The sequence below is a fragment of the Jiella marina genome (genome assembly GCF_024359545.1).
In the GTDB taxonomy this organism is placed as follows: domain Bacteria; phylum Pseudomonadota; class Alphaproteobacteria; order Rhizobiales; family Rhizobiaceae; genus Jiella.
This window is the reverse complement of the sequence record NZ_JAKQZG010000012.1, coordinates 1-21,498: the sequence shown is the minus strand read 5'-3', so window position 1 is coordinate 21,498 and position 21,498 is coordinate 1. Positions and strand designations below refer to the sequence as shown.

General features: G+C 64.0%; 26 protein-coding genes, 1 tRNA gene and 1 pseudogene. 17 read left to right on the top strand and 11 right to left on the bottom strand.

What is annotated here, in order from left to right:
- Positions 1–66: 66 nt before the first annotated feature.
- From MF134_RS18370 to MF134_RS18300, 15 genes are all read left to right on the top strand, one after another.
- The gene (locus tag MF134_RS18370) at positions 67–624 is read left to right on the top strand and encodes a head-tail connector protein (protein WP_255340943.1); all 558 of its coding nucleotides are present in this window, start codon (positions 67–69) and stop codon (positions 622–624) included.
- A gap of 26 nt (positions 625–650) precedes the next feature.
- Positions 651–956 carry a phage head closure protein gene (locus MF134_RS18365; RefSeq protein WP_255340942.1) on the top strand — a complete coding sequence of 102 codons (306 nt, stop codon included), beginning with the start codon at positions 651–653 and terminating at the stop codon, positions 954–956.
- 333 nt (positions 957–1,289) lie between these two features.
- Positions 1,290–1,703, top strand: a complete 414-nt coding sequence (locus MF134_RS18360; protein WP_255340941.1) for a DUF3168 domain-containing protein — start codon at positions 1,290–1,292, stop codon at positions 1,701–1,703.
- A 157-nt stretch (positions 1,704–1,860) separates the two neighbouring features.
- On the top strand, positions 1,861–2,274 hold the full coding sequence (locus MF134_RS18355) for a phage major tail protein, TP901-1 family (RefSeq protein WP_255340940.1): 414 nt from the start codon (positions 1,861–1,863) through the stop codon (positions 2,272–2,274).
- A gap of 2 nt (positions 2,275–2,276) precedes the next feature.
- Positions 2,277–2,624 carry a gene transfer agent family protein gene (locus tag MF134_RS18350; RefSeq protein WP_255340939.1) on the top strand — a complete coding sequence of 116 codons (348 nt, stop codon included), beginning with the start codon at positions 2,277–2,279 and terminating at the stop codon, positions 2,622–2,624.
- A gap of 59 nt (positions 2,625–2,683) precedes the next feature.
- A complete protein-coding gene (locus MF134_RS18345; RefSeq protein WP_457590025.1) occupies positions 2,684–2,896 on the top strand; it encodes a rcc01693 family protein in 213 nt (70 codons plus the stop codon).
- Complete coding sequence (locus MF134_RS18340) at positions 2,893–3,483, top strand: phage tail tape measure protein (protein WP_457590024.1); 591 nt, start codon at positions 2,893–2,895, stop codon at positions 3,481–3,483. Before MF134_RS18345 ends, MF134_RS18340 begins: the two co-directional genes overlap by 4 nt.
- Positions 3,484–3,487: 4 nt before the next feature.
- Entirely contained in the window at positions 3,488–4,123 is a 636-nt protein-coding gene (locus MF134_RS18335; protein ID WP_255340937.1) for a DUF2460 domain-containing protein, read from the top strand.
- The gene (locus tag MF134_RS18330) at positions 4,120–5,010 is read left to right on the top strand and encodes a DUF2163 domain-containing protein (RefSeq protein WP_255340936.1); all 891 of its coding nucleotides are present in this window, start codon (positions 4,120–4,122) and stop codon (positions 5,008–5,010) included. Before MF134_RS18335 ends, MF134_RS18330 begins: the two co-directional genes overlap by 4 nt.
- Complete coding sequence (locus MF134_RS18325) at positions 5,007–5,438, top strand: NlpC/P60 family protein (RefSeq protein WP_255340935.1); 432 nt, start codon at positions 5,007–5,009, stop codon at positions 5,436–5,438. Before MF134_RS18330 ends, MF134_RS18325 begins: the two co-directional genes overlap by 4 nt.
- Positions 5,439–5,441: 3 nt before the next feature.
- On the top strand, positions 5,442–9,323 hold the full coding sequence (locus MF134_RS18320) for a baseplate multidomain protein megatron (protein WP_255340934.1): 3,882 nt from the start codon (positions 5,442–5,444) through the stop codon (positions 9,321–9,323).
- A gap of 168 nt (positions 9,324–9,491) precedes the next feature.
- Positions 9,492–9,746 (top strand): hypothetical protein, encoded by a 255-nt coding sequence (locus tag MF134_RS18315; RefSeq protein WP_255340933.1) that lies wholly within the window; start codon positions 9,492–9,494, stop codon positions 9,744–9,746.
- Positions 9,747–9,838: 92 nt separating this feature from the next.
- The gene (locus tag MF134_RS18310) at positions 9,839–10,510 is read left to right on the top strand and encodes a response regulator transcription factor (protein ID WP_255340932.1); all 672 of its coding nucleotides are present in this window, start codon (positions 9,839–9,841) and stop codon (positions 10,508–10,510) included.
- A gap of 143 nt (positions 10,511–10,653) precedes the next feature.
- Positions 10,654–11,964, top strand: coding sequence for an ATP-binding protein (locus MF134_RS18305; RefSeq protein WP_255341078.1), 1,311 nt, complete (start codon positions 10,654–10,656; stop codon positions 11,962–11,964).
- A 126-nt stretch (positions 11,965–12,090) separates the two neighbouring features.
- A tRNA-Leu gene (locus MF134_RS18300) sits at positions 12,091–12,177 on the top strand.
- Between the two features lie 506 nt (positions 12,178–12,683).
- Here MF134_RS18300 and MF134_RS24085 read toward each other — a convergent pair.
- From MF134_RS24085 to MF134_RS18280, 4 genes and pseudogenes are all read right to left on the bottom strand, one after another.
- Positions 12,684–13,679, bottom strand: a pseudogene (locus MF134_RS24085) (recombinase family protein); the annotation flags it as partial.
- 10 nt (positions 13,680–13,689) lie between these two features.
- Positions 13,690–13,980, bottom strand: a complete 291-nt coding sequence (locus MF134_RS18290; RefSeq protein ID WP_255340930.1) for a hypothetical protein — start codon at positions 13,978–13,980, stop codon at positions 13,690–13,692.
- Positions 13,981–14,136: 156 nt separating this feature from the next.
- On the bottom strand, positions 14,137–14,736 hold the full coding sequence (locus tag MF134_RS18285; protein WP_255340929.1) for a hypothetical protein: 600 nt from the start codon (positions 14,734–14,736) through the stop codon (positions 14,137–14,139).
- A 30-nt stretch (positions 14,737–14,766) separates the two neighbouring features.
- The gene (locus MF134_RS18280) at positions 14,767–15,246 is read right to left on the bottom strand and encodes a hypothetical protein (protein WP_255340928.1); all 480 of its coding nucleotides are present in this window, start codon (positions 15,244–15,246) and stop codon (positions 14,767–14,769) included.
- Positions 15,247–15,308: 62 nt separating this feature from the next.
- Between MF134_RS18280 and MF134_RS18275 the strand changes: the two genes are divergently transcribed.
- Positions 15,309–15,560 carry a hypothetical protein gene (locus tag MF134_RS18275; protein WP_255340927.1) on the top strand — a complete coding sequence of 84 codons (252 nt, stop codon included), beginning with the start codon at positions 15,309–15,311 and terminating at the stop codon, positions 15,558–15,560.
- On the opposite strand, the gene MF134_RS18270 is transcribed toward MF134_RS18275, so the two are convergent.
- The 7 genes from MF134_RS18270 to MF134_RS18240 all read right to left on the bottom strand — a co-directional run bounded on the left by MF134_RS18270 (position 15,554) and on the right by MF134_RS18240 (position 20,777).
- Positions 15,554–15,811, bottom strand: a complete 258-nt coding sequence (locus tag MF134_RS18270) for a hypothetical protein (protein ID WP_255340926.1) — start codon at positions 15,809–15,811, stop codon at positions 15,554–15,556. The two genes, MF134_RS18275 and MF134_RS18270, sit on opposite strands and share 7 nt — an antisense overlap.
- On the bottom strand, positions 15,808–17,241 hold the full coding sequence (locus MF134_RS18265; RefSeq protein WP_255340925.1) for a type IV secretory system conjugative DNA transfer family protein: 1,434 nt from the start codon (positions 17,239–17,241) through the stop codon (positions 15,808–15,810). The genes MF134_RS18270 and MF134_RS18265 overlap by 4 nt, the downstream gene beginning before the upstream one ends.
- The gene (locus MF134_RS18260; RefSeq protein WP_255340924.1) at positions 17,238–17,546 is read right to left on the bottom strand and encodes a hypothetical protein; all 309 of its coding nucleotides are present in this window, start codon (positions 17,544–17,546) and stop codon (positions 17,238–17,240) included. The genes MF134_RS18265 and MF134_RS18260 overlap by 4 nt, the downstream gene beginning before the upstream one ends.
- Positions 17,543–17,917 (bottom strand): hypothetical protein, encoded by a 375-nt coding sequence (locus MF134_RS18255; RefSeq protein WP_255340923.1) that lies wholly within the window; start codon positions 17,915–17,917, stop codon positions 17,543–17,545. Before MF134_RS18255 ends, MF134_RS18260 begins: the two co-directional genes overlap by 4 nt.
- 3 nt (positions 17,918–17,920) lie before the next feature.
- Positions 17,921–18,463 carry a hypothetical protein gene (locus MF134_RS18250; protein WP_255340922.1) on the bottom strand — a complete coding sequence of 181 codons (543 nt, stop codon included), beginning with the start codon at positions 18,461–18,463 and terminating at the stop codon, positions 17,921–17,923.
- A gap of 189 nt (positions 18,464–18,652) precedes the next feature.
- A complete protein-coding gene (locus MF134_RS18245; protein WP_255340921.1) occupies positions 18,653–19,828 on the bottom strand; it encodes a hypothetical protein in 1,176 nt (391 codons plus the stop codon).
- 427 nt (positions 19,829–20,255) lie between these two features.
- Positions 20,256–20,777 carry a hypothetical protein gene (locus MF134_RS18240; RefSeq protein ID WP_255340920.1) on the bottom strand — a complete coding sequence of 174 codons (522 nt, stop codon included), beginning with the start codon at positions 20,775–20,777 and terminating at the stop codon, positions 20,256–20,258.
- Positions 20,778–21,010: 233 nt separating this feature from the next.
- On the opposite strand from MF134_RS18240, the gene MF134_RS18235 reads away from it, so the two are divergent.
- Positions 21,011–21,451 carry a hypothetical protein gene (locus MF134_RS18235; RefSeq protein ID WP_255340919.1) on the top strand — a complete coding sequence of 147 codons (441 nt, stop codon included), beginning with the start codon at positions 21,011–21,013 and terminating at the stop codon, positions 21,449–21,451.
- Positions 21,452–21,498 lie beyond the last annotated feature (47 nt).

The window sequence follows — 21,498 nt, the reverse complement described above, 5'->3', positions numbered from 1 at the left end:
ATTCGCTCAAAAAACCTGTCGGGCCCGGCCTTTGCGCCGGGCCTTTCTCTTTTCGGAGGCCCCTCCATGACGACCATCGATCTCGGCGGCGCCGAGGAGCCGCTGAGTCTTGCCGACGCGAAGAGCTGGGCGCGGATCGAGCGCGACGACGAGGACGACCTGATCGCTGACCTCATTCGAGCCGGCCGCGAGGCGATCGAACGCGAGACGCAACTTGCCTTGATGGTCCGCAGCTTTCGGCTGATCCTCGATCCGGTGCCGCTCGACGGCTGGATCGTCGCCACCAGGCGGCCGCTGATCACCGTGGAATCCGTAACCGCCTATGCGGCCGACGGTACGCCCACCGTCTACACGGCGGAAGAGGCGATCGCCGAACGGCCGCGCGGAACGGAGGCGTTTCGTCTGGCCGAGCCGGTCATCCAGGGCGCGGCGAACGGCGTCGAGATCACCTTTCAGGCGGGCTTTGCCGATGCGGATCGCCCGTCCGATCTGGTGCTGGCGTTGAAGATGCTGGTGGCAACGAGCTACGAGGCGCGCGCTCTGGTTTCCCGCGACATGCAGCCGGCGCTGAGGCCAGCGCTCGCCGAGCATTTGATCGCGCCCTATCGCCGGGTGCGGCTCTGATGGCGCCGCTCTTTCTGGACCCCGGGATGTTGAACCGCCAAGTGGCGCTCGACCAGGCGGTGATCGGCGATGATGGGGCAGGCGGCGGCGAGACGAGCTGGCAGGAGGTGCGGGAGCTCTCGGTTCACGTCGAGCCCGTCTCCGTCGTCTCCCGGGAGCGTTTCGACCAGCGTGAGGCGCTCGTGACCCATCGGGTGATCTGCCGGGCGAATGGGGACGTGATGCGGGGCATGTCGCTGCGGATCGGGTCGAGGCGGCTCGTGATCCTCTCGGTGCATGATCCCGACGAAACGGGACGCTATCTCGTCTGCCGCTGCGAAGAGGAGCGTTGAGACCGATGCGGTTGAGCGTGTCGATCGACACCGCAGGCCTCAGCCGCGGATTCCGCCGGCGGGTGGAAAAGGCGGTGGCGCGGATGGCGAGAACCGGCCGGAGCCGGCCAATCGATGGACTGCCCTCCACCTCCAATCTCGACCGAGACCGGACGATTGCGGCGCTTTTCGCCAATCCGTGGGACGATGACGAAGCGGCATGGCAAGAGAGCGGTTCGGCCGGAAATGGCGATCACGCAAAAACTTGATCGAGGAACGCTCGAACCGCGTGACGAGGCGTTCGTTTCGACTTATATTTCATAGTGTAGGATCCCGTGAGCGAGGACCGGTCCAATGGCGCATCCCAGCGCTGAACTTCAGGAAACAATCTTTTCGACACTCACCTCCGACCCGGCGCTGACGGCGCTTCTCGGCGGGCCCAAGGTGTTCGATCGGCGGCCGGAGCGGGCAAGCTTTCCCTATCTGACCTTCGGCCGCACGGCGGTGGTCGACTGGTCGACCGGCACCGAGGACGGCGCCGAGCATATTCTGACGCTCCATGTCTGGGCGAAGGGTGGCGGCAAGGCCGAGACCTACGAGATCATGGACAAGATCTCGGAACGGCTGAACGACGCGCATCTGACCCTCGAAGGCCATCAGCTGGTGAATCTGCGGCTGCAATTCGCCGAGGCGCGGCGCGAGACGGACACGGCCACCTATCATGGCATTCTGCGGTTCCGGGCAGTCACGGAGCCGCTCGCCTCCTGATCGCAGGGATGACGGGCCCGAGACTGAGCCTCTGAACGGAGGCCGGTCGGGCGCGACTTCGACCGACATCACAATCGACACATGAACCGGCGGTCCTTCGGGGCCGCTTTTTTATTGGCCGCGGCAAGACTTTGCCGTGAGGGAGAGGCTGTTCGAGATGAGCGCGCAACGCGGCAAGGATCTTCTTCTCAAGCTGGACGCGGATGGAGACGGCAGTTTCCAGACGATCGCCGGGCTTCGCGCCCGTCGGATCGCCTTCAATGCCCAGACGGTGGATATCACCGACAGCGAAAGTGCGGGCCGCTGGCGCGAGCTTTTGGGCGGGGCTGGGGTGCAGCGGGCTTCGCTTTCCGGCGGCGGCATCTTCAAGGATGCGACCTCGGATGCCGAGCTACGACAGCTCTTCTTCGAATCGCGAATTGCCGCCTTTCAGGCGGTGATCCCCGATTTCGGCACGATCGAAGGACCGTTCCAGGTGACGGCGCTCGAATATGGCGGCGAGCATGATGGCGAAGTCACCTTCGAGGCGACCTTCGAATCTGCCGGCGCACTGACCTTCGCGGCGCTTTGACAATGGCGGTGAACAGACGACGCGGCGAGGTCTCCGCGATCATCGACGGTACGGAGCGCCGGCTCTGCCTGACGCTGGGCGCGCTCGCCGAACTGGAAGACGCCTTTGCCGCCGACAATCTCGGCGCGCTTGCGGAGCGGTTCCAGTCGGGCCGGCTCTCGGCTCGCGATCTCATCCGCATCATCGGCGCGGGCCTTCGCGGGGGTGGGGCCGAGGTGAAGGATGCCGAGGTCGAGAGGATGCGGATCGACGGGGCGGCTGCCGGGGCGGCTGCGCTTGCAGCGGAACTTCTCTCGGCGGCCTTCGGCAGCGGCGAGGAGGCGGCCGGCGCAGGCACCGCAAACCCTTGAGCGGGCCGCCGCGTCGGGCGGCAGAAGAGGGAAGTGCAGCGTTTCCCTGGGACGAGGCAATGGCGGTCGGTTTCGGCCTCCTCAAGCTTTCGTCCGAGGCCTTCTGGCGGATGACGCCGCGCGAACTGGCAAGCGTTCTTGGTCCGCGGATCGCCACGGCCGGGCCCCTGCCTTCGCGCTCGGAGTTCGAGCGGTTGATGGCGCGCTTTCCTGATTCCTCCGCGATCGGCGAGCCCCTTGGACACCGGCGCTCGCCAAACGATCCTCAATGACGGATTCCAACACGATGGAAGAAGACGAAACGTTCACCGTCGCGATCCGCGCGGATATGACCGGACTCGACAAGGCGCTGGGCGACCTTTCGAAACGGGCCGAGAGCTTTGGCTCCGCCCTGACGTCGGCCTTCGCGAGTGCCGTCACCGGTAGCCGGTCGCTCGACGGGGTGCTGCGCCAGCTCGCCATGCGGCTTTCGTCGATCGCGCTCGACGCCGCACTCAAACCCCTGGGCGATCTCGCCTCCAACGCGATCGGCCAGCTGTTTTCGGGACTGACAGGAGCATCGGCGGCCTCGGGATCGGGATCCATCCTGCCTTTCGCCAAGGGCGGTGTGGTCTCGACGCCGAGCTACTTCCCGGTGGGCGGCAAGACCGGACTGATGGGGGAGGCGGGTGCCGAGGCGATCCTGCCTCTGAGCCGGGGCGTCGACGGAACGCTGGGCGTGGCGGCGCCGGCTTCCCGCGAAGCGCCGAACATCATCTTCAACGTTGCCACCCCCGACGCCCCAAGCTTCCGGCGGGCGGAAGCCCAGATCCAGGCGATGCTGGCCCGTGCGGCCGTGCGCGGGCGCCGGGGAGTGTGAGGCGATGGCGATCGAGAGCTTCAGCGAGGAGCGCTTTCCGCTGCGCATCGCCTTCGGCACCACCGGCGGACCGGAACGTCTGACCGAGATCGTGCGGCTGTCTACCGGCTTCGAACATCGCAATCAGCGCCATGCCCGCTCCGTCCATCGCTATGATGCGGGTTCGGGGCTGAAGAGCCTGGCCGATCTGGTGGCCGTCGCCGAGTTCTTCGAAGCGCGGCGCGGCAAGTTCACCGGTTTTCGCTTTCGCGACCCGCTCGACCATTCCTCCGCGCCGTTCGGACAGGCGCAGTCGCCCCTCGACCAGGCGATCGGTGCCGGCGACGGAACGACGACGGAGTTCCAGCTCCTGAAGTCCTATGGGAGCGGAGAAGGGGCCTATCGCCGGCCGATCGAAAAGCCCGTTGCAGGGACGGTGACGATCGCCATCGACGGAGTGGCTGTGGCGAGCGGCGTCACGGTGGATGCGGCCACCGGGATCGTGAGCTTCGACGCGCCGCCGCCGATGTCGGCCTCGATCACGGCAGGGTTCGAATTCGACGTGCCGGTGCGCTTCGATCTCGATCAGCTCGCCATCAACATCGCTGCCTTCGAGGCCGGCGACATTCCCAGCATTCCCCTGATCGAGGTACGGCCATGAGAACGCTTTCGCCGGACATGCTGGCGGCGACCGCCGGCCCGGTGACGACGCTCAGCCATTGCTGGCGACTGACCCGCAAGGACGGCGTCGTTTTCGGTTTCACCGACCATGACGGGCTGCTCGAATTCGACGGCACGCGGTTCGAGGCGACCTCAGGGCTGAGCGCGAGCGAGGCGGAAGCGGCCCTGGGTCTCGGCCCGACCACGCGGGAAGTGGAGGGCGCCCTGAGTTCTGTAGCCATCACCGAGGCGGACATCGCCGCCGGGCGCTATGATGGGGCAAAGGTCGAGACCTTCGTCGTCGACTGGCGAAATCCTGCAGCGCATCTGCGCGTCGATGTCTCGCAGATCGGAGAGGTCAAGCGCAGCGCGGTCGCCTTCACCGCCGAACTCCGCAGCCTGGCGACGAAGCTCGATGCCGTGCGCGGGCGGCTTTACCGCCGCCGCTGCGATGCCGTTCTGGGCGATACGCGCTGCGGCTTCGACCTCTCGCCTGCTCCCTACACCGTCGAATGCGTCGTGTCTTCTGCCGATGGCCAGACGATTGAGACGGCGACGCCGCTGGGGGCCGCTCCCGATTGCTATTTCTTCGGCCGAGCCGTGATCCTCGACGGCAAGGCGGCGGGCCTCGGCGCCGACATCGCCTCGGCTGCGGCCACGGGGGCCGGGACGGTTCGTCTGATCCTCGCCGAGCCGGTCGTCGCGGAGATCGAGGCCGGCGATCGGTTCCGTCTGGTCCAGGGCTGCGACAAGCGCTTTTCCACCTGCCGGGACCGCTTCGCCAACCGGCAGAACTTTCGCGGGTTTCCCCATATCCCCGGAAACGACGCGGTGCTCGCCGTCGCCAAGTCCGGCAATCTGCATGACGGGTCGCCGGTGGTGCCATGAGGGACGATGTCGGAACGCGAGTGCTTCTCGCTGCTCGCGCGTTTCTCGGCACGCCCTACCGGCATCAGGGCTCGACCAGGGGCATCGGCTGCGATTGCCTCGGCCTGATCCGGGGCGTGTGGCGTGAACTTTACGGCTGCGAGCCCGAAACGCCCGGCGCCTATGCTGTGACTTGGAGCCTGCGCAGCGGGGCGGATCGGCTGACGGAAGCGGCCGAACGGCATCTCCACAGAATCGATCTCGCTGATGCGCTGCCAGGCGACGTCCTCCTGTTTCGCTGGCGGCGGGGCGCGCCGGCAACCCATTGCGCGATCCTCGACGAAGGCGAGCGCATCATCCACGCCTATCAAGGCGCGGCGGTTGTCTCCTCCGCTTTTCCGAAGGCCTGGCGCGCTCGGCTTTCCGGCTCTTTCCGCTTTCCGGAGTGATCGATGGCGACTCTTGTTCTGCAGGCTGCCGGCACGGTGCTCGGCAGCTTCATCGGCGGTCCCTTCGGCGCGGTTCTCGGCCGTGCGGCCGGTGCGCTCGCGGGCGCGGCGATCGACCAGTCTCTCTTCGGCGAGACCCGGCGGATCGAAGGCGCGCGGCTCGAAAGCCTGCGCATCATGGCGGCGGAAGAAGGCACAGGCATTCCCCGCATCTACGGCACCGCGCGGATCGCCGGGCAGGTGATCTGGACCACCCGATTCGAGGAGGAGGTCAACACCGAACGCCAGGGTGGCAAGTCGGCTCAGCCGACTGTGGAGGTCACCACCTACAGCTATTTCGGCAATGTCGCCCTTGGCCTCTGCGAGGGGCCGATCGCCGGCATCCGCCGGATCTGGGCCGATGGCGAGGAAATGGACCTCACCGAGGTGAATTTCCGCGTCTATCTCGGCAACGAGACGCAAGATCCCGATCCGCTGATCGAGGCGAGGCAGGGCGCGGGCAATGCGCCGGCCTATCGCGGCCTCGCCTATATCGTCTTCGAGCGGCTGGCGCTCGAACGCTACGGCAATCGCATTCCGCAGATCAGTTGCGAGGTTCTGCGGCCGATCGGCGAGCTGGAAGGCCAGATCCGGGCGATCACCGTCATTCCCGGCGCGAGCGAACACGGCCTCGATCCCGAGGTCGTGCGCGAGCGGATCTCGGAAGGCGAAGATGCGCTTCTGAACCGGAATATCCTCCATGGCGAGAGCGATTTCACCGCTTCCATGAACGAATTGACGGCGCTCTGCCCCGCGCTGAAACGCGCGGCCCTGGTGGTCGCCTGGTTCGGCGACGACCTTCGGGCCGGATCCTGCCGGTTCAAGCCCAAGGTGGAGATCGACGATCGCGACGAGACCGAGGACTGGCATGTCGGGCCGCTCGGCCGGGCCTCCGCCGAGCGCATCGCCTATCGCGACGGCGGGCCGGCCTATGGCGGAACGCCGAGCGACCAGGGCGTCTTGCGGGCGATCGCCGATCTGAAGGCGCGGGGACTGAAGGTCACCTATTATCCCTTCATCCTCATGGAGATCGGCGAAGGGAACGGTCTGCCGGACCCTTATGGCGGAACCGAGCAGGCGGCTTTCCCCTGGCGCGGGCGGATCACGCTCGATATCGCCGTCGGCGCGGCCGGCAGCGCGGATGGCACGGCCGCCGCACGGCAGGCGATCGAGAGTTTCTTGGGCGATGCCACGCCGGACGACTTCTCCTGGGTCGGCGGACGACTGTTCTACACGGGACCGAACGAATGGTCCTACCGCCGCATGATCTTCCATCAGGCGCATCTGGCGGCGAAAGCCGGTGTGGACGCCTTCTTCATCGGTTCCGAGATGCGCGGGCTCACGCGGGTGCGCGACGATCAAGGCCGCTTTCCGTTCGTCGAGGGGCTGATCGCGATCGCCGAAGCCGTGAAGGCGCTGATGCCCGAAGGGGTCGTATCCTATTCGGCCGATTGGAGCGAGTATTTCGGCTATCACCCCGACGACGGCTCGGGCGACGTCTTCTTCAACCTCGATCCGCTCTGGGCGTCTCCGGCGATCGACGTGATCGCCATCGACGACTACCTGCCCCTGACCGACTGGCGCGACGGCGACAGCGACCCGGACGCTCCCTCGATCTACGATCGCAACGGCTTGCGGGCCGGCATCGCCGGCGGCGAGTATTTCGACTGGTACTATCCGAGCGAGACGGATCGCGCGCTCAGGAACCGTGCGCCGATCAGCGATGGCGCCCACGGAAAGCCCTGGGTCTTCCGGCCGAAGGATCTCGTCGGCTGGTGGTCGAACCCGCACCACGAACGTCGGAACGGCACCGAACTGGCCACCCCGACCACCTATCAGCCCATGGCCAAGCCCATCTGGCTCGCCGAACTCGGCTGTCCGGCGATCGACAAGGGCGCCAATCAGCCGAACCTCTTCGTCGATCCGAAATCGTCGGAAAGCGACATCCCGCATTTCTCGACCGTCGGGCGGGACGATCTCGTCCAGAGGCGCTTTCTCGAAACCCATCTCGCCTATTGGGACCCGGAAGACGAGGCGTTCGATGAGGCGGCAAACCCGGTCTCGACGGTTTATGGCGGCCGTATGGTCGACCCGGATGCGATTCATGTCTGGACCTGGGATGCGCGCCCGTTTCCGGCCTTTCCCACCCGCACCGGCGTCTGGAGCGACGGGGACAATTGGCGCCTCGGCCACTGGCTGAGCGGCCGCCTGGCGAATGCACCGCTCGACCGGCTGGTTGCCGAGATCCTTGGCGCGCACGAGATCGCCGACATTGATCTGACCGGGCTCGAAGCCACGCTGGGCGGCTGGGTCGAGAACGCACCGGCCTCGGCGCGGGATTCGCTGGAGAGCCTTTTCCGCCTGACCGGTGCGATCGCCCATGTCACCGACGGCACGCTGGTCGCCCGCTCGCTCGCGCGGGTCTCGCCGGAGCGCAGTCTCGCGACCTTTGTCGACGAGGCCGATCAGCCGCTGGTCGAATTGCGGCGCTCGGAAGCGGCCGAGACGGTGGACGCCGTGGCACTGAACTTTCTCGACCCCTGGCGGGCCTATCAGACCGGGAGCGCCGAGGCGACCCGGGCGAGCGTTCCGGCGCCGCGCCAAGAGATCGTCAGCCTGCCGGCCGTCATGGACGAAGCGGCAGCACAGAGCTTCGCGGCGAGTATGCTGAGCGAAAGCGGGATCGCCTCCGAGACGGCGTCCTTTGCGCTGCAGGCCGCGGACCTAGTCCTCGAAGCGGGTGATGCCGTCACGATCGGCGACCGGCCAGGCGAATGGCTGGTCATCCGGATCGAGACAGGCGAGGCCCATCGCGTCACGGCGCGGCGGATTCCGCCACGGCGCGGCGGCGGGATCGACATGGGCGCGCCTGTGGTCGGGTCGAATCCACGTCCGCCTTTGGCCTCACGCCCCTTCGCGGCGTTTCTCGATCTGCCGCTGCCGCCGGGCGGCTCCGGGGCTGAGGGCGCCCGGGTCGCCCTCAGCGCCAGCCCGTTCCCGGGCTACGAGATCGACACGCTCGCCGATGACGGCACGCTGCGGCAAAGATTGCGGGTCACCAGGCGCGGCACGCTCGGCCGCCTGACCGCGCCGCTCGGTCCTGGGCCCGAGGGTCGTTTGGACCGGATGAACGCGCTCGACGTCGCGTTGCCGCGGGGAACCCTGTCTTCGGTTTCGCGCGCTCATCTTTATGCCGGTGGCAACCTCTGCGCGGTTCTTTGCGACAATGGCGCCCTGGAGGTTTTGCAGTTCGAGACGGCGGAAGAAGTGGCGCTGGGAGAATACAGATTGCGCGGCCTGCTTCGCGCCCAGGGCGGCACGGAGGACGCGATGGCGGCCGGCGCCTCGCCGGGAGCGCTCTTTGCGCTTCTCGACGAGGCCTGCCTGCCCCTCGGCATCGAGGCCGGCGAGGTGGGCCGGGCGCTCGACTTCGTCGTCGCCCCTTTCGGCCGCAGCCTGGACAATCCGGCTTCCCTGACCCTCACGCAGGCGTTGGGCGAGCGTTCGGTGCGGCCGCTCTCGCCCGTGCATCTGCGTGCGGCCTTCGCAGAGGGTGGCAGCGTGACCCTGTCCTGGATCAGGCGCACGCGCGTGGGCGGCGACAATTGGTCGGCACGGGATGTTCCGCTCGGCGAGGAGGCCGAGCGCTACCGTGTCACAATTGGTGATGGGGGTGCGAACGCGGTCACGACGGAATCGATGCAAGCCGGCCTTGTCGTTTCGGCCGATGACCAGATGTCCGCCTTTGGTGCGCTTCCCACTGTCCTGGCAGTCTCGGTCGCACAGATCAGCCCGGTCTGGGGGGCCGGCACGGCTCGCAATGCGATCTTTTCTCGGCCGGGATGAGCGGCTAGTCTTCCCGCGCGAAGGGTTGCCGTTCGGGGCCGGGCGGGCTTTCTCGCGAAACGTTCATTCGTCATTCAGCCGGGATTTGCTAGCAGTCTCTTCCATGATGAAACCGCCTGCTCGCTCGATTGGACTCGGATGACACGCGCAAGACGATCCCTGGCGTTGATGCTTCTTCTCGCGATGGGCCTTGGGCCCGCGCCTGCGGCAGCGCGGGCGGATCTGGGTTTCGATGCGCCTTTCCGCGTGGCGGCCAGCGATTGTTCCGGCGCGGCAAGTCGCGCCGCCCGCCAGACCGGTGGCCAGGTGCTGTCCGTTTCCACGCGCAACCAGGGCGGTCAGATGGTTTGCGTCGTCACGGTTCTGGTGCCAGGCAAGGGCAACGAACGGCCGCGCAAGCGGACGATCACCATTCGGCCGTGACGAGCGACTGGCCGCATCGGCACGCGTTTCGGATGGCCGGTCCAGTTTGGGAATTCAGAACATTCGGTAGGCGGAAGGGACGGAATTGATCCATGCGAGTTCTGATCGTCGAGGATGACGAAACCCTGAACCGCCAGTTGACCGAGGCCCTGACCGGCGCCGGCTATGTCGTCGATAGCGCCTTCGATGGTGAGGAGGGGCATTTCCTCGGCGATACGGAGCCTTACGATGCGGTCATCCTCGACATCGGCCTGCCCCAGATCGACGGCATCAGCGTTCTGGAACGATGGCGGCGGGAAAACCGGCAGATGCCTGTCCTCATCCTCACCGCGCGCGATCGCTGGAGCGACAAGGTGGCCGGCATCGATGCCGGCGCTGACGACTATGTCGCCAAGCCCTTCCATGTCGAGGAAGTCCTGGCACGGGTGCGCGCGCTGATCCGGCGGGCGGCCGGGCATGCGTCCTCGGAGATCTTCTGCGGCCCCGTACGGCTGGACACGCGCTCGTCCCGGGTGAGTGTCGACGGAACGCCGCTGAAACTGACCTCCCACGAATATCGCCTGCTCGACTATCTGATGCATCATCAGGATCGCGTGGTCTCGCGGACCGAGCTGATCGAGCATCTCTACGATCAGGATTTCGATCGGGATTCCAATACGATCGAGGTCTTCGTCGGGCGCTTGCGCAAGAAGCTCGGCGTCGATCTCATCGAGACGATCCGCGGTCAGGGCTACCGGATGCGCGATCCGGGCGGCGAAGGCTGATGGTTGGACGGGCCGCGGCCGAAACGCTGCGGAAATGGCGGGCCGGGCGGCCGGCAAGGCAGCGGGGGTTGGCGCCGATCTCCGCGCTGTTCCAGCGCCGGTCTTTGACGCTTCGCGTCATCCTGCTCACCAGTCTCTGGGTCATGGTCGCGCTGGTGGTGGTCGGGGGCCTGATTTCAGGTCTCTACGAAAGGACGGCGACGCGCGGTTTCGAGAACCTCCTGACGGCGCAGCTCTACAATCTCGTCAATACGGTGAGTGTCGACGAGGAAGGCGAACTGCAGGGAACGCCCGATCTCGGCGATCTTCGCTACGTTCAGCCGCTTTCCGGCTGGTACTGGGAGGTCGTGCCGGCCAGTGCAAACACAAGCGGTGGGCTGTCGTCTGCGTCCCTTGCGCGCCTTTCGGTGCCCGAGTTTCCGCTTTCGCGCGCACCCTTCGACCGCATGTACCGGCGAAGCTATGTCACCGAAGGCCCCGATCGGCAGCGCCTGCACGTGACCGAGACGGAGGTGGTTCTCGATGCCGAGAACCACGCCGCGCGCTTTCGCGTCATGGGCAGCCTCGCGACCGTGGAGGACGATATCGCAGCCTTCGACCGGACGCTGCTCCTTTATCTTGGCGGGGTAGGACTCGGCACCATTCTGGTCAATGTGCTCGTGATCCTGATCGCCTTGCGGCCCTTGGCACGGGTCAGGCGGTCTCTCGCGGCCGTGCGCGAAGGAGAGGCCGAGCGCCTCGAAACGGGCTTCCCGGCCGAGATCGAACCGCTCGCCGCGGAGATGAATGCGCTGATCGACAACAACCGGCGCATCGTCGAGCGCTCGCGCACCCAGGTCGGCAATCTCGCCCATTCCCTGAAGACCCCGATCGCGATCCTGATGAACGAGGCACGGGCGATGGAGGGCGGCAAGGACCGTGTGGTCACCGAGCAGGCCGAGCGCATGCGCCAGCAGGTGCAACATTATCTCGATCGGGCGCGGGTCGCGGCCCAGGGACAGAGCATCGTCTTCCGTACGCCGGTTCATCCCGTCCTGGAGCGGATCGTCCGCGTCATCGCGAAGCTCAATCCGCATCTGGATGTCGAGTTCGTTGCCGAGGCGGCCGACGACATCGTCTTCGCCGGCGAACGCCAGGATCTGGAGGAAGTGGTCGGCAACCTTCTGGAGAATGCCGGAAAATGGGCGAAGTCGCGCATTCGACTGACCTGCCGCGCCGAAGAGGCCGAACGATTCGCCGTCACGATCGAGGATGACGGCCCGGGCCTGACCGGCGCGGAAATCCGGGAAGCCCTGAAACGCGGAAAGCGCCTGGACGAGGCGACTCCGGGCAGCGGGCTGGGGCTCTCCATCGTGCGCGACGTCACGGGAGAATATCGCGGCCGGCTGGAACTCTCACGCTCCGAACTCGGCGGACTGTCCGCAAAGGTTCTGCTGCCACGGATCGAGCGCTGAGCCAGCGCGCAGGGGCGGGCCGGAATAAACCCTGGACGACACGGCCTCGACTGTGCGATGGGGATGCGCCGATGACGAAGCTCGGACGAGACGCAACGCGTCTTGGCGACAGGCTTCGAAGCGACTGCGGGTGTGGCGGAATCGGTAGACGCGCCGGACTCAAAATCCGGTTCTGGTGACAGAGTGTCGGTTCGAGTCCGACCACCCGCACCATTTCCCAAAAGCGGAGTGCAAAACCCCTCTAACACCTTGAATGGTAAGGTGGTTTTTGGGGTTCTAGGACCCGTTTTCCGGTCGTATTCCAGACGGTCCACGAAGGCCAATCTGAGCACGATTCTGCGGGCTGTGATATTGCCCGTTTCCCAGAGTTTCCAAGGGTTTGCGAGGAAGCGGAGGGAGAGTTCTAGCAGATTTTCCAGCCTGCCATCCTCCGGCACGAATCCGGCGACTTGTTCACGCAGCCTCAAGCGATCACGTTCGAGCTCGCTGATCTTGTCTTCATAGGTTTTGATCACCGCCGGATTGGTTGCCTCGACGACACGGCCGAGAAGTCCGTCGATCCGCTTGTCGATAGTGCGTAGCTGCTCCTTGCCGGATTTGACCATCTCGGCGGCTTGGGCGGCGCGCCGCGCCCAGGCATCGCGGAACATCCGCGCGGCGAGGTCGAACAGCTTTTGGCTCGGCTCAAGGGTCCGGACGAGTTGTCCGACGTCGCCCTCGATCTTATCGCGGGGTATCGACTTGCCGTAGCTCTCGCAGCCCTTCGTCTGACAGAGATAATATGGATAGCGCTTGGTGTTGCCGGTGGTCCAGCAGCTGCGAAGCTGCACACTGCAATCCGCGCAGACGACAAAGCCGCGCAAGACGAAGTCGTCACCGATGTCCTTGCGGATCGGCAGTTTGGCCGGGCCTGTGCGGCGCTCCTGGACCTTGTCGAAGGTCTCGATCGAGATCAGCGGTTCGTGCTGGCCCTTGAGCCAGTTGAGGCCGTAAGTCTCGTTGCAGATATAGCCGGTGTATAGCGGCTGGGTAAGGAGGTCGGTGACGCGCTGGAACGTGATTCCGCCCGCCTTATTGCGCGGAAACTCCGGGAAGCTCTCGAAGAAGCGCTTGATCTCCGCCTGTGACTGGAAGCGCCCGGCGGCATAGCCTTCAAAGGCCTCGCGGACGATGCCGGCGAGCGGCTCGCTCGGCACTAGCACTTTTCCCCGGCCTTTGATCGTTTTGAAGACATACCCGACAGGGGAATTGAATGTCCAAAAGCCGTTTTCCATGCGGGCGCGCATCTTCTGCGCCACCTGCCGGCCATTCTGCTTGCGCTCCAGCGCGCCTTGTGCCGCCAGGATCGTCTCGATGAACTCGCCTTCCGGCGTGTCGTCGAGGCGGAAGTTCAGGCATTCGATAACCGCCTTGCGTTGCCGGAAGGCGTCGCGCAGATCGAAGTGGAACCGCGTGTCACGAGCAAAGCGCTTCAGATCGTCGAAGATGACGACGAAGCGCTCGTCCGGCTGAGCATCGAGAAAGGCGAGAAGCGCCTTCATGCCGGGGCGCTTCATGAAGTCACCGCCGCCGCTGATCGTGTCAGGGAAAACGGCGGTGACTTCATAGCCTTTTAGCGCCGCATACTGACGGCAGCGGGTCTCCTGACTTTCGAGGCCATGCCCTTCATCCTGCTGGCCTTTTGAGGATACTCGGCAGTAGATCACCGCCTTCATTTGCTGGTCTTCACTCATGCGCATCTCCTTGGGGCAGTTTACCCGATTCTTGCGCATGCTCTGCAATGATTTGGCGGAGCGCCTCCTCGCCCCCGTCACCGCCACAGTGCTGGACCGGATTGAGCCGGAAGCCGAGATCGACGAAACCAAGGACGATGGCAAAGAGGCTTTTGATCAGCGCCTGCTTGTCTTCATCCGAGGCGTCCGACTCTTCGAGATAGGAGGCGTAGAGCTCCCAATCGACGGAGAGGGAAAGGTCCGGCTTCGCTGTGCTGTCTGGTGATATGGGGGGATGCGTCATGGCCTTGTTGCTCCTTCTTCCGTCTGGCGTCTCCTTTGTGCGTCCGATTTACTATCTCGAACAAAAAGAGAACACTCTACAGAAAGTCGACCGATAATGTCAAGGAAATAGTTCCTATTACTGGTTCGCTCGGGAGATGATCTTCGCCACGCTAGATTAGCGGGTTGGCGAAAACTGACGCTTCTCCACAGCTTCGGCCTTCCGGGCACCGCGCTCGGCTTCGCGGACGGGCCGGTGATAGGCCTCCTCCACTTCTTTGCAGAACTCGTAGAGGTCCATGCCTTCGGCCTGATAGAACGTCTCCTTCATGAGCGCTTTGGCGGTCTGCTCGGTGATGCCGAGCTTTTGCGAGAGCTCCAGCCCTGCCTCGTCATAGGCGCGGTAGAACGGCATGGTCGGGCCGTCCTTGATGCGATCCGGGATCGAGCGGGCCAGGAGGTGAATGTCTTCGCTCGGCGATCGCTCGATTTCAGCGTCGCGCTCTTTGAGGCCCTCGCGCATGGCGTTCATGGTCTGGCCGTTCAGTGCCTTGAACATGTCGCGGAGAACCGTCTCGGCCTGCACGCTGTCGAAGCGCTCCGAGCGGGCGAAGGCATGAGCGTAATCGGTCAGCGCTTCACGGAAGGAACCGGCCTTCTCAATTCTGCGCTTGATGATCCCGCAGATCATGTGCGCCTCGTCGAACTGGCTGCCGGTGAGATTGCGGCCGGTGAAGCTTTCCCGGGCGGCAGTGATACGGCTGTCGTCTTCAGTCATCTCAAATGCTCCCTTTCTCCGTTCGTTTGCTCAGCTGAATGACGGCCTGATGCGGCGATCGCGGCCGGAGCGGCGATCGCTGGCTTTCGCGAACTGGTCTTTTGACTGACCGTCGAGCTTGCGCCGTTCGGCGGCTTCGGCCAGCAACGCTTCCTTTTCGGCCGTCTCGGCCTGATCGATGCCCGTCAGCATGACCTCGTGATCCTTCTGGACACGCCGGTGTGCCTGAAGCTCGATATCTTCCTTCTTGAACTCATCGGTTCCGAAAGGCGGGCGGATTTCGTGGGCCGGTGTCGCCTTTTCCGCGATGATGTCGCGCCGGGCCTTCTCGACGCGCGTCTCGTATTCGTCGCGGTAGCGCCTCTCGGCATCTTCGCGGGCGCGAGTGTGTCGTTCCTCGATCTTGCGGTAAGCGCGCCAATCCTGCGAGGTTTTGAGGACCTTCGCTTCGTGTTTGCGCACGGCGTCATCGAACGCTTTGGCAAGTTCGCTTCTCAGATCGTCGCTCAAGGAAAGCGCTCCTTCTCGTCACAAATTTGCGTTGGAATCCGGCCTTTTGGTACGCTGGGATCATGCCTGCCTTTGAACACATCGAAGACGTGACCGAGTGGCTCGAACCGCTTGACTATGCTGCTTTCTGGAAGGCGGTTGGGCCGTATCAGCTCGTCCTGCAGGACAGGGCTTTCTGCGACGCGCAAATCGCGCGGCGCGAGGTCGAGCAGGACCTTGTGCTCGACGTCTTGAAAGGCATGGCGCGGACGGAGCTGACCCAAATCTTCCGCTTGAAGCATCGGATCTGGCATCCGCCCGGCGCGCCTCACTGATCCGCACTATCCTTGAAGAAGCGAACCCACCCGCACTTTGCCCTTTCCGCCGCCACGGTGATGGCACCGTAGGGACCGACGAAGGTGCAGGTCAGATAATGTCGGGGGACGGTCAGGTCGTGCGGATGGCCGTTGTCCCGGTAGGTGTACTGAAAGATGACATGCGGCACGCCCCAGCCGGCATAGATACCGAGGGCCGCCGCTGGCGCGGCGACCCACAGAATGAGCGAGAGATAGCGAAGGACGATCATTGCTCGCCCTCCCGGCCCGGCATCCGGAAGACGAACTTCGGATCGGGCGTCAGGCGACCACCTTCCAGATCATTGGGGCGGATCATGTGGCAGAACGGATCGATATTCTGCATGCCCGTCATCAAGCCCGTGCCGAAGCCAAGACCCTTGGCATGATACAGAAAATGACCGCGCTGCATTGCCATCAGTTCAGCCCCAGACATCACCGGCGCCTTGCTGGTCTGGAACGTGCTTTGCAGCCGCACATCCTGATGACCGGCGCTCAAGTTCGATGAGACGACGATCTCTTCGCCCATCGCCTTCGAGACGCGGGCCGCTTCGTCGAAGGACGAGAAGCCGAACCACTGCTTGATGATGGCGTTCTCTTCGATCGTCTGGGTTTCCAGGCGTCCGAACCGTCGTTCGATCTCCGAGCGGCTCTGCGCAATGCCGTGGAACTCTGCCCCAAAAGCGCGTAGCGTTGTGAGCGATTCAACCAGTGGCTTCAGAGGTGCATTCGTGAACTCGTCCGCGATCATGGTGAGCGGCCCCGCGCCACCATACAGCGCCTCGCAGAAGCTTAGGATATGAAGCGCGTAATAGTTGCCGATTCGGTTCATGAACGCCTGCGGACCGACGAGGAAGATAACGGCACGCTGGCGGATCAGATCGGCATGGGTGGTGTCCGCATCGAGACCGGCACGATGGAGCCGCGATCCGGCGGCGAACACCCTCATAGACTTCAGAGCAGCGCTCCTATGCTGCGGCCAGTGCTCGTGATCGGCCATGCCGAGCACGTCGAGGGCAAGAGCCTGGAGCATGTCTTCGCCTTCGTCGGCTTCGACTGCCGCGACCTTGAGGAGCATCTTCGGATTTGAAATCAGCCCCCAGACGCCGCCGGGCGTGGCGAGCCGGGCATTGCGCTTCAACAGCGCGTAGGTCGCAAACTCTATGATTGTTCTCGGCTGATCCCTAAAGTACTGATTGCGTGCATCATTCGGTGGATCGGGAATGAGCGCCTGGTTTGCGTTTTCCGAGGAAAAGACGAGGTCTTCCCGGTTCCGCTGATAGACCGAGGTGATCCCGCCGAACGGGTTCAGGGAAACCCGGAAGGGAAAGTCCGGGCCCAGCACGAATGTATCGTCGATGACTCCGACAGGGATGCCCATCTCGGCAATCATCGGCGCGGCCTGCATAGCCATTTCGCCGTTTTTACTATCGAATGCCAGTATCGCAGGGCGACTGACCGAGGACAGCAAAGAATAGAGCCAGACCATCGCACCGCACGTGGTTTTTCCACCACCATTTGCACTTAAAAGGAGCGAATGTCCTTTTGGCGCCCAGATCGGCTCACCTGCGAACGTCGTCCCGAGGAGCCGCCGCCCCTCGGGATCGATGATGGCTCTGGCAGTCGCCGGAACCGGCTTGGATTTTCCGAAGGGCCAACTCATTTGATGACCCCCTCGCTGCGCAGCGCGTCGGAGGAAACGAGGCCATCGGACTTCGGCGTCGCGCCCTGGCGACGATAGGCGTTGACGCGCAGGTCGCGCATCACGAAGCCTTTGATCTCGCCGACGGCCGTCGTGAGCAGCCCCACCGCCGCAGCAGCGGTGAGGATCGCGATCAGGCCGAGTTGCCACCAGAGAACCGAAACATTCTGCCAGGAGAGCCACGCCACGCCCGCGAAGACGAGACCGAAGACGATCTGGACATTGATGCGGATGATGGCGCGGAGATTGGGACCGCCGGGGATCATGGTCGGCCTCCCGTCTGCAGGCTGAGCTGGACGGAGAACACCTCTTTGCGCACGCGGTTGAGATGGCCATAGGTGCCGTAGATGGCACCGGTCAGTTCCGTGCCGCGCAGATCGCGGCTCAGAAGCTTCAGCTGCCCAAGGGTCAAGCCGCAAGCGAGCGAAACGACCGAGACGCCGACGATCGCCAGCCATTCGGACGGATAGAGCAGATCGGCATGGGCGACACCGAAGGCGGCCGTCCCCGCTGCGATTGTCGCGCCGACGGCGAGAAACGGACGACGGACCGAGAACACGCTGAGATCGGCGATCCGGTAGGTATCCCGGTGTGTGTGGACGGCGTGGCCGTCGATGGAAACAGTGCCGAAGATCATGGATCAGTCCTCCAGTTTCGCGACGCCCGCGCAGGCGGGGCTGGCGAGGGATTCGAGCAGCGAGGCGCGGAGATTGGTGACGGACGACGGGACGACTGTCCGCGCGGTCCCGGCGGCGAGGGCAAAGTCCCAGCGCTTCACCATCGTCATGTGCGAGACGGCACATGCGCAGCGCGATCCGGCCTCGGCAGCAGCGCGTTCGATGCGCTGGCGCTTCAGTTCCGCGAGATGGCGTTTGCGGGCTTGCGCCCGATCCATGGCGTCACAGGCGATACCCATGCCGAACATGTCGAGGAACTGGCGCTGCTCACCCGGCAGACCGCCGAGCAGATCACCGCACTGGAAAGCGAAACCGGGCTCCGGTGCAGGCTGGCGGGTCTTGATGTCGGCCGCGATCCGCTGCTCGCAATCGGCCGTCCAGCCGATTTGTTCGGCGCTACGTTCGGCGACCAGCGGACCAAGGGCATAGGCGGAGGCCCCGGCCCAAAGTGCTCCAGCGACGAGGACGCCGCCGGAAATGGGAATTGAGGAGAAATCAATGGGCATGACGAATGCCTTTCCTGATGACTGAAAAAAACCGCGCGCATTGCCCGGCTAGTCATCGCTAGGAGGTTTCGTCAGCACTCGTCGGCGGGGTTCGGGCGGAATTGGCAATGCGCCATCCGGCCACCCTCACGCCAAACGCAGATCGGGGGGCCATAGGCCCCCCGATCAAGCAGTTTCGCGAATATCGCCTCAGCGGGCGCGGCCCCGGCGAACCGGCGGCGTGTCATCTACGTCCTGATCGTCGTCGGATTCGACGAGTTTCCGCACGCGGCGACGCTTCGGCACGTCGATGGGGCGGAGATTGGTTAGATCGTCGAAATCGCTCTCGCGCGGCGCCGGGCCGTTGTCATCCGGGTTGGCCTGATACCGTGCCCACAGGAGTGAGAGGACCGTATAAACCCAAAGAACCAGGGGAAATACGAGCTCTACACTGAGAACAAGCAATGCCACCGGTGCGAATTCGCCGACGTATGACAAGGTTTGGATGGCCCCTGTGCGCGGCGGGAACGCGGGCCGCTCAATGGCCCCGGTTCCAGCCTGACCCAGAACAGTTTCGAGGTTCGCGGCATAGCCCGCCAGCAGAGCATTGACGCGGGCCGTGACGTCGGGCCGGTCCGGAATGTTCACGCCTGTCCGCAACTCCCCGGCATAGGCGGCGAGCATGGCCGTCGGAACAGCTTCGTCCAGACGGTTCAGCAGCTGTTCGAGACCGGCATCGAGTTCCCGCAAGGCGATCCGGCGCTCCCAGACGTCCCGGTCTTCATCCGCGAGGACAGTTCCCATCCGCGCCAGATGATCCGCGAGTTCGCCGCGCACCGCATCACGTTGCTGGAGGCCGGCTGCAGCCTCGTCCCGCACCGCCGCCGCACGGCTGGCGAGCGCTTCCAGCGTCCGTGTCGTGCTGCCATAGCCGCCGGAACCGCGCAGTGACACGCAGGAACTCGTCTTTTCGCATTCCGTCTTGGTATCGAGGTCGGCAGCGATCGCCATGACGACCGGGACGACGCGCCCCGCCTGCGCTCCGTGGGCCGTCCGGACGTCGGAATAACGCGCGGTCTCGGAGGCGTAGACCTGCAGTCGGCGCTCTTCCACCTGCTTGATGATCAGGCCCGGTAACGTCCCCATGAAGAGGCTCGCCCCGACGATCAGAATCGAAACGAGTCCGACGATCCCGGCCAACACATAACCGACGGAGAAGAGCGTCGCCGCCTTCTCAATCGCCATGCGGTAGACCGCATAGGCCACGATGAACGCGGCCAGCGGCAGCAGCAGCGTTTTCAGAAAGCCAGTGAACCCGCTCTCGGCGGTGCCGAGATTGCGCAGCGCGGTCCAAAGCATAATCGCGGAAATCAGCGGCAGGATCACCAGAACGGCACTGAGATAGGGCGCGCGCTCGGGCTTCTTCAGCCGGTCGGGTTTCTTAGGCTTGTCGTCAGTAGTCATTTCCTTGTCTCCTTCCTAGGGGTGGTGAGACCCCGGCTTTGAAGGAGGCAGCGAATGCTTGAGGGCCCGGTCCGGGCGTTATCTTCGATTTCGACTCGCTCGAAGCAGCACCCCCAATGCGTTCTCGCGAACCCCGGCGGAAGCGCGCAGTCGGCAAGCATGTCTTCGGTGTGTGCCGCCTTGCCTGCCACAACGTGATGTTTGATCCACAAACTGGCCACTCGCGGGAACAGGAACATCGTGATGCGCGATGCCAATGGCCGGACGGACAGCAAGCTGAGAACGAAGCGACCGGGCCAATCAACGATCGGCCCGGTCCAAGACCTGTTAAACGGTCAGTCCAGACACCTTAGGAAATCTGCCGCACGCAGAAGCCCGGATACCCGATGCGAGCAAGGAAGCACTTCCTCGCCAGCGAGAGATAGCAGATGCGCCAAAGACCGCGCTCCTGAAGCAAATATTCCCTGGGCGCGTCGATCCGCTCCTTCAGTCGGTTCATGGTCCGTCGCGGAGCGCAGCCGAACCGGTCGCAGATCGATACTTCATCTTCCGGGTTTCGCGGCAACGCATCCCGGTCGATAAACCGTTCCGCCCAATTGAAGAGGTCTCCCTTCGCCCGGTCAGTGACGTTTTGATACACGAAATTAAACCGCGCACTTCCCGAGCGTCCGCAATAGCCTGCCGTCACGACCGTCTCCATGAAGCGGGCGAGGCCCTGTTCATAGGTGGGTTGATCGATTTCTTCCTTCGGATCGCACCAGATATCGCCGTCCCAAATCTTAAGTATCGGCCCAACCGGGCGAACCCACTGCCCGTCCGGCAGGAGAATGCGTCCACGCTTGAGTTCATGTTCGTCTTTCCAGTACCCCATCGTTCTCTCCTGAGGGTTTGGAGAAAACGGGCCCGTTCTCGGTGCTAGCTTCGTGTCTCGCGGGAATTGGCCAACCCGTTGCTCAGACAGGGTTCTCGGCCTGTCCGAGGATGAGAGTGGCTGGAGGACGAGCGAAAGGCTTCCCAAGCCGTCAGGGAAAAAGCGGGTAAGACCGGGGAACGGCTGAGAATTGCGTAGATAGTTGGGAACGAGACAAATATTGCAATTTTAAGATGTATTCGCTACCATTGAGTGTGAAATACATTAAACCCAGCGAGGATGTTTACGTTACCGAGACCGTGTATGATCGAAATACCGGTTTGCGGACATTTCAGCGCACCACATTCAATGGACTACGGCAGAGCCCGCCCGATGACTCACCATCGGAGATCGTCTTCGACAAACTTGGACGGCCGCAACAACTTGAATGGCATCATAAGGATGAACTCCACCGGACCGCAGGCCCGGCGACGGTCTTCAGAAATACGGAGAGCGGTATTCATACCTCGGAACGGTTTTACATCGCTGGTCGCCCCCGCGATCCATCACTTGGACCACAGGTGATTCGTCGCGATCCAAGAACCGGGGAGATCAAAGCGCAGGGCCGCGAGTGTGACATGGACTACGAAACGCCGTTTACAAAGCCCGCCAACACCCCCAAACCTACTCTATAAGTTGTGCACCCCAATGGGGCTTGCAAGTGGAGTGGATTATGTCTGCC

Bases quoted from the DNA above. Each gene is read 5' to 3' on its own strand.
- MF134_RS18355 (WP_255340940.1), top strand. From the start codon at position 1,861: ATGAGCGCGCAACGCGGCAAGGATCTTCTTCTCAAGCTGGACGCGGAT.
- MF134_RS18345 (WP_457590025.1), top strand. From the start codon at position 2,684: ATGGCGGTCGGTTTCGGCCTCCTCAAGCTTTCGTCCGAGGCCTTCTGG.
- MF134_RS18305 (WP_255341078.1), top strand. From the start codon at position 10,654: ATGGTCGCGCTGGTGGTGGTCGGGGGCCTGATTTCAGGTCTCTACGAA.
- MF134_RS18315 (WP_255340933.1), top strand. From the start codon at position 9,492: ATGCTTCTTCTCGCGATGGGCCTTGGGCCCGCGCCTGCGGCAGCGCGG.
- MF134_RS18330 (WP_255340936.1), top strand. From the start codon at position 4,120: ATGAGAACGCTTTCGCCGGACATGCTGGCGGCGACCGCCGGCCCGGTG.
- MF134_RS18255 (WP_255340923.1), bottom strand. From the start codon at position 17,917: ATGATCTTCGGCACTGTTTCCATCGACGGCCACGCCGTCCACACACAC.
- MF134_RS18275 (WP_255340927.1), top strand. From the start codon at position 15,309: ATGCCTGCCTTTGAACACATCGAAGACGTGACCGAGTGGCTCGAACCG.
- MF134_RS18285 (WP_255340929.1), bottom strand. From the start codon at position 14,736: ATGACTGAAGACGACAGCCGTATCACTGCCGCCCGGGAAAGCTTCACC.
- MF134_RS18240 (WP_255340920.1), bottom strand. From the start codon at position 20,777: ATGGGGTACTGGAAAGACGAACATGAACTCAAGCGTGGACGCATTCTC.
- MF134_RS18350 (WP_255340939.1), top strand. From the start codon at position 2,277: ATGGCGGTGAACAGACGACGCGGCGAGGTCTCCGCGATCATCGACGGT.
- MF134_RS18340 (WP_457590024.1), top strand. From the start codon at position 2,893: ATGACGGATTCCAACACGATGGAAGAAGACGAAACGTTCACCGTCGCG.
- MF134_RS18260 (WP_255340924.1), bottom strand. From the start codon at position 17,546: ATGATCCCCGGCGGTCCCAATCTCCGCGCCATCATCCGCATCAATGTC.
- MF134_RS18270 (WP_255340926.1), bottom strand. From the start codon at position 15,811: ATGATCGTCCTTCGCTATCTCTCGCTCATTCTGTGGGTCGCCGCGCCA.
- MF134_RS18290 (WP_255340930.1), bottom strand. From the start codon at position 13,980: ATGACGCATCCCCCCATATCACCAGACAGCACAGCGAAGCCGGACCTT.
- MF134_RS18365 (WP_255340942.1), top strand. From the start codon at position 651: ATGTTGAACCGCCAAGTGGCGCTCGACCAGGCGGTGATCGGCGATGAT.
- MF134_RS18265 (WP_255340925.1), bottom strand. From the start codon at position 17,241: ATGAGTTGGCCCTTCGGAAAATCCAAGCCGGTTCCGGCGACTGCCAGA.
- MF134_RS18325 (WP_255340935.1), top strand. From the start codon at position 5,007: ATGAGGGACGATGTCGGAACGCGAGTGCTTCTCGCTGCTCGCGCGTTT.
- MF134_RS18235 (WP_255340919.1), top strand. From the start codon at position 21,011: ATGTATTCGCTACCATTGAGTGTGAAATACATTAAACCCAGCGAGGAT.
- MF134_RS18370 (WP_255340943.1), top strand. From the start codon at position 67: ATGACGACCATCGATCTCGGCGGCGCCGAGGAGCCGCTGAGTCTTGCC.
- MF134_RS18335 (WP_255340937.1), top strand. From the start codon at position 3,488: ATGGCGATCGAGAGCTTCAGCGAGGAGCGCTTTCCGCTGCGCATCGCC.
- MF134_RS18320 (WP_255340934.1), top strand. From the start codon at position 5,442: ATGGCGACTCTTGTTCTGCAGGCTGCCGGCACGGTGCTCGGCAGCTTC.
- MF134_RS18360 (WP_255340941.1), top strand. From the start codon at position 1,290: ATGGCGCATCCCAGCGCTGAACTTCAGGAAACAATCTTTTCGACACTC.
- MF134_RS18250 (WP_255340922.1), bottom strand. From the start codon at position 18,463: ATGCCCATTGATTTCTCCTCAATTCCCATTTCCGGCGGCGTCCTCGTC.
- MF134_RS18310 (WP_255340932.1), top strand. From the start codon at position 9,839: ATGCGAGTTCTGATCGTCGAGGATGACGAAACCCTGAACCGCCAGTTG.